The organism is Kitasatospora sp. NPDC057198, from assembly GCF_042670125.1.
Taxonomy (GTDB): Bacteria; Actinomycetota; Actinomycetes; order Streptomycetales; family Streptomycetaceae; genus Kitasatospora.
This window is the reverse complement of record NZ_JBHUWH010000366.1, coordinates 1-8,130: the sequence shown is the minus strand read 5'-3', so window position 1 is coordinate 8,130 and position 8,130 is coordinate 1. Positions and strand designations below refer to the sequence as shown.

General features: G+C 73.4%; 7 protein-coding genes and 1 pseudogene. 3 read left to right on the top strand and 5 right to left on the bottom strand.

All coding sequences use genetic code 11. The features are described from left to right. Positions 1–534 (top strand): annotated as a pseudogene (locus ACFUEL_RS30165) (RNA-binding protein); the annotation flags it as partial. Here ACFUEL_RS30165 and ACFUEL_RS30160 read toward each other — a convergent pair. From ACFUEL_RS30160 to ACFUEL_RS30140, 5 genes are all read right to left on the bottom strand, one after another. Then, entirely contained in the window at positions 521–1,297 is a 777-nt protein-coding gene (locus ACFUEL_RS30160; protein ID WP_380239951.1) for an NAD-dependent epimerase/dehydratase family protein, read from the bottom strand. The pseudogene ACFUEL_RS30165 and the gene ACFUEL_RS30160 overlap by 14 nt on opposite strands. Next, positions 1,294–2,451 (bottom strand): enolase C-terminal domain-like protein, encoded by a 1,158-nt coding sequence (locus tag ACFUEL_RS30155; RefSeq protein ID WP_380239950.1) that lies wholly within the window; start codon positions 2,449–2,451, stop codon positions 1,294–1,296. Before ACFUEL_RS30155 ends, ACFUEL_RS30160 begins: the two co-directional genes overlap by 4 nt. A gap of 5 nt (positions 2,452–2,456) precedes the next feature. After that, positions 2,457–3,752 (bottom strand): ABC transporter substrate-binding protein, encoded by a 1,296-nt coding sequence (locus ACFUEL_RS30150; protein WP_380239949.1) that lies wholly within the window; start codon positions 3,750–3,752, stop codon positions 2,457–2,459. A gap of 103 nt (positions 3,753–3,855) precedes the next feature. Beyond that, on the bottom strand, positions 3,856–4,743 hold the full coding sequence (locus ACFUEL_RS30145) for a carbohydrate ABC transporter permease (RefSeq protein WP_380239948.1): 888 nt from the start codon (positions 4,741–4,743) through the stop codon (positions 3,856–3,858). Beyond that, on the bottom strand, positions 4,740–5,654 hold the full coding sequence (locus ACFUEL_RS30140; protein WP_380239947.1) for a carbohydrate ABC transporter permease: 915 nt from the start codon (positions 5,652–5,654) through the stop codon (positions 4,740–4,742). The genes ACFUEL_RS30145 and ACFUEL_RS30140 overlap by 4 nt, the downstream gene beginning before the upstream one ends. A 218-nt stretch (positions 5,655–5,872) precedes the next feature. Between ACFUEL_RS30140 and ACFUEL_RS30135 the strand changes: the two genes are divergently transcribed. Together ACFUEL_RS30135 and ACFUEL_RS30130 are read left to right on the top strand one after the other, a co-directional pair. Further along, positions 5,873–6,802, top strand: coding sequence for a 5-dehydro-4-deoxyglucarate dehydratase (locus ACFUEL_RS30135; protein ID WP_380239946.1), 930 nt, complete (start codon positions 5,873–5,875; stop codon positions 6,800–6,802). Positions 6,803–6,865: 63 nt separating this feature from the next. Beyond that, positions 6,866–7,996, top strand: a complete 1,131-nt coding sequence (locus ACFUEL_RS30130) for a hypothetical protein (RefSeq protein WP_380239945.1) — start codon at positions 6,866–6,868, stop codon at positions 7,994–7,996. The last annotated feature ends 134 nt before the right edge of the window (positions 7,997–8,130 follow it).

Genomic DNA, 8,130 nt, shown 5'->3' with positions numbered 1-8,130 from the left:
AACCTCGACGCCGTCCGGGCCCGCCTCGCCCCGCGCGCCCGGCTCTCGGTGTGGCCCGACGTCCTCGCGGACGTCGGCGCGGCGGCCGCGCGGCTGGCCGCGATGGACGAGGACGACCACGCCCGCCTGCTCGTCGAGCACGAGGACGGCCGGATCACCGACGGCAGGTACTACGCCGAGGACCCAACCCCGGACCTCTCCGCCGCCCGGGGCGCCGCACTGCTGTCGATCTACGCGGACGAGGACCTCCCGCTGTTCACCGCCGTCCGCCCCGACCCCGACGGCGTCCTGCGGGCCCGCTGGGAGACCGACCCGGCCCCCGGCGACTTCCGGTGGGCCCGGCTGCGGGCGCTGCGCGTCGGCGACCAGGTCACCGTCGTGGCGGGTGCGGACGGGACGGCCGAACTCGACGGCCTGCCCGTCCTGCTGCGCGGCGGCGGCGGCGACCCGGCCCCCGGCGAGCCGCTGGAGGGCCGGATCGCCGCGGTCGACATGGTCCGCGAGCGGGTGGAGGTCGTGCCTACAGGGTGGTGAAGTGCCCGCCGATCAGCCGGGCGTCCACGCTCTCCGGGTCCAGCTCGCCGTGCTCGGCGAGGATCCGCTCGGCGTACGCCTCGGCGTCGTCCTGCGGTTCGTAGCCGAGGGAGCGGGCCGGGCCGAGGTCCCACCAGGCGCGGGTGTTGGCGCTGATCGCGTTGACCACGGTGTGGCCGACGCCGGGCGCGGTGAGGGCGGCGTGCACCAGGCGGGCGCAGTCGCCGGGGCTGAGCCAGGTGGAGAGCATCCGGGGCGAGCGCGGTTCGGGGAAGCAGGAGCCGATCCGCAGCGAGACCGTCTCCACCCCGTACTTGTCGGCGTACAGCGAGGCCAGCGCCTCGCCGAACACCTTGGACACGCCGTAGTAGGTGTCCGGCCGGGGCGGGGTGTCGGCGCGCACCGGCAGGTCGCCGTCCAGCGGGGTGAAGCCCACCGCGTGGTTCGAGCTGGCGAAGACCACCCGGCGCACGCCCTCGGCCCGCACCGCCTCGTACAGCCGGTAGGTGCCCTCGATGTTGCTGTGCGCGAGGTTGGCGAAAGTGTCCTCCAGCGAGATCCCGCCGAGGTGGACGACCGCGTCCACGCCGCGCACCGCCGCCCGGACGGCGTCGGCGTCGGCCAGGTCGAAGGCCAGCGCGTCCGGCGCGCCCTCGACGGGCTTGAGGTCGGCCAGGCGCAGCCGGTAGCCGTACGGGGGCAGCAGTTCGCGCAGCAGGGCGCCGATGCCGCCGGCCGCGCCGGTGAGCAGGACGAGTGTCACAACGCCTCCACGGTGTGGGACTTGATGTAGTCGAGGTCGAAATCGTCGCCCAGGCCGGGGCGTTCGGGGAGGCGCACCACACCGCGTCCGTCGATCGCGTCCACGGCGGAGTTCAGGTGCGGCGGCAGCAGGTCGAAGTCGACCAGCGGGTGCAGCAGTCCGCGCTCGTACCAGCGGGCGTTGGTGGTGGCGCCGAGCAGGGCGAGGTTGCCGGAGCCGTTGCCGTGCACCTCGCAGTCCAGGTTGAAGGCTTCGGCCAGGTGCAGGGTGCGCACCGCCGGGGTGATGCCGCCGACGTCGGTGGTGCCGGTGCGCAGGATGTCGCAGGCGCCGGAGGCCGCCCACTCGGCGCGGGTGAAGTTCTTGCCCCAGGAGGTCTCCGGGCCGATCACCGGGATGTCCAACTGCTCGGCCAGCCACCGGTAGGAGGACACCGACGCCTCCTCCATCGGCTCCTCCAGCCAGTAGAAGCCGAGCTCCTGCAGTGCCCGGCCGAGCCGCAGCGCCTCGGTGCGCGAGTACCAGTGGTTGGCGTCCAGCATCAGTTCGACGTCCGGGCCGACCGCCTCGCGCACCGCCGTGCAGGCCGCGATGTCGAGGGCCACGCTGGGGGCGCCCGCGACCGGCGGCATCCAGGTGTGCAGTTTGACCGCCCGGTAGCCCTGCTCGACCAGCCGCAGCGCGAAGTCGGCGTAGTCGGCGGGGGTGGCCAGCCCGCCCGGTATCTCGTCGCCGCACATGGTGGACGCGTACGCGGGCACCTCCCGGCGGGCCCCGCCGAGCAGCCGCCACACCGGCTGGCCCAGCCGGTGGCCCGCCAGGTCCCACAGCGCCAGGTCGACGAAGCACAGCGCCCGGTCGGTCAGGCCGCCGCCGGCGCCGCGCTGGCGCCGGGCCAGCGAGGTCCACAGCCGTTCGCGCTCCAGCGCCTCCTGCCCGACCAGCGCGGGCCGGACGTACTTCTCCAGCACGTGCGGGCGCAGGTGGTCGGGCTGCACCAGCACCCGTCCGGCGACGCCGTCGGCGTCGGTGACGGTCAGCAGGGCCTCGCGGACCTCGTGCGGCTCGGCGGGGTGCCGGTGGCCGTGCGGGTCGACGGCGGTGCGGGCGAGGGTGGTGAAGAAGGACACCTCGACCGATTCGACGGCTGCCACCGCCGTCAGCCGTTCTTCGCCTTGTAGTCGGCCTGCGCCTTGGTGAGCGCGTCGGCCACCGACTTCGCGAAGTCCGCGGGCGACATCTTGCCCAGCAGCACCTTCTGGAAGTTCGGCTCCGCCTCGGTCTTGGTGATCTTCGAGTACTGCGGCAGGTAGACCGGCGGCTGCACCAGCTTCCCGCTGTTGAGCGCGTCCCCGGCCTGCTTGGTGATGCCGGACTTGGCGTACCAGTCGTCCGCGTACGCCTCGGTGTTGGCGGGGATCTGGCCGGCGTTCTCGTTCCAGTACGAGTTGGAGGCGTGCGAGTCGAGGAACTCCAGGAAGGTCCAGGCGGCGTCCTGGTGCTTGGAGTTCTTGAACACCCCGAAGCCGTCGACCGGGTTGGCCAGCGTCGCGGTGCCGTCCGGCCCGGCGGGCAGCAGCATGCCGGCCGCCTTGTCGCCGAGCGCGGACTTCACGTCCTTGGTGGAGCCCAGGTTGTGGTGCACCATCATCACCTGGCCGGCCTGGAACTGGGCCAGCATCTGCGGGTAGGCGTTGGAGACGTCGGCCTCCGGGGTGGTGCTCTTGTACTGGGCGGCGATCTTCGCGATCAGCTCGACGTTCTTCGGGTCGTCGACGGTGGACTTCCCGTCCGCGTCGAACACCTCGGTCAGCCCGGAATAGGCGTACGCCTCGGCGAGCACCTGGAAGCCGGAGCCCGCGCCGCCGCGGATGGTGAAGCCGTACTGGTTCTTCCCCTTGTCGGTGAGCTTCGCCGCGGCCGCGAACAGCTCGTCCCAGGTCTTCGGGACGTCCACCCCGGCCTCCTCGAACTTGTCCGCCCGGTACCAGATCACGTCCTGGTTGCCGGAGGACGGCAGCTGGTACAGGCCCTTGCCGCCGGCCGCGGCCTTCGAGGTCTCCAGCATCGCCGCCGACAGCTTCCCGTTCAGCGGGCTGCCCGCCAGCCGCTCGTCCAGCTGGACGAGCGCCTTCTGCGCGGTGAGCGAGGCCAGCAGGGCGGTGGTGACGCCGCCGACGTCGGGGGTGGAGTGCGAGGCGATCGCGGTGTTGTACTTCTCGGCGACCTCGGAGCTGGTCACCCCGACGTACTTGACCTCGATCTCCGGGTGGGCCTTCTCGAACTCGTCGATCAGGTGCTGGTACAGCGGGGTGCGGGCCGGGCCGGCGTTGTTGTCCCAGAAGGTGATCACGGTCTTCTTCGCGGAGTCGCCGGAGGAGCCGCCCGAGGAGCAGGCGGTCAGCAGGCCGAGCGCGACGAGGGCCGCGGCGGCGGTGCGCAGGGAGCGGGCCATGGGTGGGAGTCCTGTCTCTGTCTGTGACGGGATGGGGAGGGGACGCGTGGGAGGTGCTGGGGGAGCGGGGCACGGGGGAGCGGGGTGCGGGGTGCGGGGGTGCTCAGCCCTTGACGGCGCCGGCGCTCATGCCCTGGACGAGGTACTTCTGCACGAAGGCGAACACCAGCACCACCGGCACCGCGGCGACCACGCCGCCCGCGGCCAGCGCGCCGAAGTCCACGGTGTTCTCGCCGATGGTGGTCTGCAGGCCCACCGGGACGGTCTGCAGCTCCGGGTCGTTGAGGAACATCAGCGCGAACAGGAAGTTGTTCCAGCTGCCGATGAAGGCGAACGAGCCGACCGCGACGATGCCCGGCCGCAGCAGCGGCAGCACTACGGTGAGGAAGGCGCGCAGCCGGCCGCAGCCGTCCACCATCGCCGACTCCTCCAGCTCCACCGGCACGTTCTTCACGAAGCCGCTCATCAGGATCATCGCCAGCGGCAGCTGGAAGACCGTCTCGGCGACCACCAGGCTCCACCGGGTGTCGATCAGGTGCAGCAGTTGGAAGACGTTGAACAGCGGGATCAGCATCATCGCGCCGGGCACGAACTGGGTGCACAGCAGCGCCAGCATGAACGCCCGCCGGCCGCGGAAGGCGAACCTGGCCAGCGCGTACCCGCCCATCAGGGCGAAGAAGGTCACCGACACCAGGGTCAGCGCGGCGATCAGCACGCTGTTGGTGAAGTAGGTGCGGAAGCCCATGCCGTTCCACACCGTGTCGAAGTGCTCGAAGGTCACCGGCCAGGGCACCAGCGCGGTCGAGCCGGCCGGGCGCAGCGCGAACAGCAGCATCCAGTAGAACGGCACCAGGGTGAAGACCAGGTACAGGCCCAGCGGCAGGAACAGCCGCAGCGCGCGGCCGGTGCCGGTCCGGGCGGCGGCGGCCCGGCGGGCGGAGCGGGCGGCCCCCGGGCGGGCGGCGGGCAGCAGGGGGGCATCGGTGGTCATCGCCGCACCCCCGCGTCCCGGCCCTCGAAGCGGCTGAGCCGCAGGTACAGCACCGAGCAGAACAGCAGCAGCACGAAGGCCGCCGCGGTCAGCGCCGACCCGTAGCCGAAGTCGTAGGACTTGCGGGCCAGTTGGGCCACGTACAGCGGCAGGCCGGTGGTCGCCCCGGCCGGGCCGCCGTTGGTCAGGGTGTACAGCAGGTCGACGTTGTTGAACTCCCACACCGCGCGCAGCAGGGTGGCCAGCACGATCGCGTCCCGCAGGTGGGGGAGGGTCACGTGCCAGAAGCTGCGCATCCGGCCCGCGCCGTCGATCGACGCCGCCTCGTACAGGTCCTTCGGGACGGACTGCAGATCGGCGAGGATCAGGATGGCGAAGAACGGTACGCCGCGCCAGAGTTCGGCCACCACCACGGCCGGGAACACGGTGTCCGGGTTGCCCAGCACCGAGGCCGCCGGGTCGCCGACGCCCAGCTCGGACAGCTGGTGGAAGACACCGGTGGCCGGGTTGTACAGCAGCAGCCAGATCCCGGTGGTCAGCACCCCGGACACCGCCCAGGGCGAGAACACCAGCGCCCGGGCCACCGCCCGGCCGACGAAGGTCTCGTTCACGATCAGCGCCAGGGCCAGGCCCAGCAGCAGCTGCAGCCCCACCTCGGCGGCCACCCACTTCGCCGAGAACAGCAGGCTGTGCCAGAACTGCTCGTCGCCCAGCATCCGGCGGAAGTTCTCCAGCCCGACGAAGGCGTCGTCGTACGGCTCGTTCACCACCCGGTGCTGGAGCGCGTAGTAGCCGACGCTGCCGAGCGGCACCAGCAGGAAACCGACCAGCAGCAGCACGGTCGGGGCGATCAGGACGTACGGGGTGAGCGCCCGGCGGGTGCGGGCTCCGTACGGACCGGCGAGCGTCACGGGGAGCTCACCTCCTCTACATTCATGGACGCCGTTCACATGCGTGGACACACTAGGGAGGGCGTGATGGGCCGTCAACCCCTCCGGCAGGCAAGGATTTTGATTCTCTGTTCATGGATGTGTACTGCGATCAGAATGATGTATAACGCTGCTGTGGCGCCCGCAGCCCCATCCGGCCCGCCCGCCCCGCCCTCCCGCCGTCCAGTCAGGAGAACCCCGTGCCCGACACGCCCGACCGCCTGCGCAGCCGCCTCGACGGCCTGCTGTTCTTCCCCGTCACCGCCTTCGCCCCCGACGGCAGCCTCGACCTCACCGCCTTCCGCACCCACGTCCGGGCCCGCCTCGAGGCCGGCGCCGGCGCCGTGTTCGCCGCCTGCGGCACCGGCGAGTACCACGCCCTCGACCTCGACGAGTACCGGGCCGTGGTCGCCGCCGCCGTCGAGGAGACCGCCGGGGCCGTCCCCGTGGTCGCCGGGGTCGGCCACGGCACCGCCCTCGCCCTGGACTTCCTGCGCCGCGCCGAGGACGCCGGGGCCGACGGCGTCCTCGCCCTGCCGCCCTACCTGGTCAAGCCCTCCCAGCAGGGCCTGCTGCGGCACTACACCGCCCTCGCCGGGGCCACCCCCCTCGGCGTCATCGTCTACGCCCGCGACAACGCCGTCCTCGAACCCGACACCGTCGCCGCCCTCGCCGCCCTCGACAACGTCATCGGCCTCAAGGACGGCATCGGCGACCTCGACCTGCTCCAGCGCGTCATCAGCGCCGTCCGCACCACCCACCCCGGCCTGGACTTCCGCTACTTCAACGGCCTGCCCACCGCCGAACTCACCGGACTCGCCTACCGCGGACTCGGCGTCACCCTCTACTCCTCCGCCGTCTTCTGCTTCGCCCCCGACCTCGCCCTCGCCTTCCACAAGGCCGTCAACGGCGGCGACGACGCGCTCGCCCACCGCCTGCTCGACGGCTTCTTCCGCCCCCTGGTCGAACTGCGCAACCAGGGCCGCGGCTACGCCGTCTCGCTGGTCAAGGCCGGCGTCCGGCTCGACGGCCTCGACGTCGGCACCGTCCGCGCCCCGCTCGCCGAACCCGCCCCCGCCCACGTCGACGCGCTCGCCGAACTCGTCGCCCGCGGCCGCGCCCTGCTCTGACCCGCCCGCCCGGTGTCCGGCCGGCGCACCACCGGCCGGGTGCCCCGCCCGCCAGGAGACCCCGTGCGCGCCAGCGCCTTCCTCTACCCGTGGGACGTCACCGGAGACCCGGCCGCCCCCGACCTGCTCGCCGGCCTCGGCCTGCACGGCACCACCCTCGCCGCCGCCTACCACTCCACCCGGGCCCTGACCCCCCGCCACCCCACCCGGCGGATCGTCACCGCCCCGCACTCCGCCGCCTACTACCCGCCCGACCCCGCCCGCTGGCACGGCCGCGCACTGCGCCCGTACGCCCAGCACTGGCTGGACGGCGCCGACCCGTTCGGCGAGGCCGCCACCGCCCTCGCCGGGGCCGGGCTGGAGGTGCACTCCTGGGTGGTGCTCGCCCACAACTCCCGCCTCGGCCACGAGAACCCGCACCGCACCGTGCGCAACGCCTACGGCGAGCACTACCCCTGGGCGCCGTGCATCGCCCAGGACGAGGTCGTCGAGTACTGCGCCGACCTCGCCGCCGAAGCCGCCGTCCGGCCCGGCGCCAGCGGCACCGAACTGGAGTCCTGCGGCTGGTACGGGCTCGCGCACCTGCACGCCCACGACAAGATCGGCGGCGTCCCGCTCGGCCCCGCCGGGCAGTTCCTGATGTCGCTGTGCTTCTGCCCCGCCTGCCGCACCGGCTACGGCCCGGACGCCGAGGCCCTGCGCACGGCCGTCCGGGCCGCGCTGGAACCGCTGTGGCGCGGCGCCCCCGAACCCGACCCGCCGGGGGAGTGGGAGCGGATCGAACGCCTGCTGGGCGCCGACCTCGCCGCCACCGCCCGCACCCACCGGCTGGCCGCCGCCCGCCGCCTGCAGGCCGCCGCGATCGCCGCCGTCCGGGCCGCCGCCCCGCCCGGCTTCCGGATCCTGCTGCACGCCGACCCGCTCCCGCACCGCAGCGGCCCCAACCCCGGCGTCGAGGCCGACCGGCTGCTCGACCTGGCCGACGGCCTGGTCCTGCCGCACCACCTGCTGCCGCTCGCCGCCCCGCACCGCCGCCCCGGCACCGTGCTGGCCGCCAACCTCCCGGTGGTCGCCGCGCTCGGCGGCGGCCCGCCGCGGGGCGTCCCGGACGCCGACGAACTGCGGCTCTACCACGCCGGGTTGGCCTCCGACGCCGACCTGGCCGCCGTCCGGGAGCTGCTCGACCCGCGCTGACGCCCCGCCCGCGGCTGTGCCCGTGCCCGTGCCCGTGCCCGTGCACGTGCCTGTGCCTGTGCCCGTGCACGGGCCTGTGCCGGCGGCCGTGCCTGTGCACGGGCCTGTGCCCGTGCCCGTGCCGGCGGCCGCGG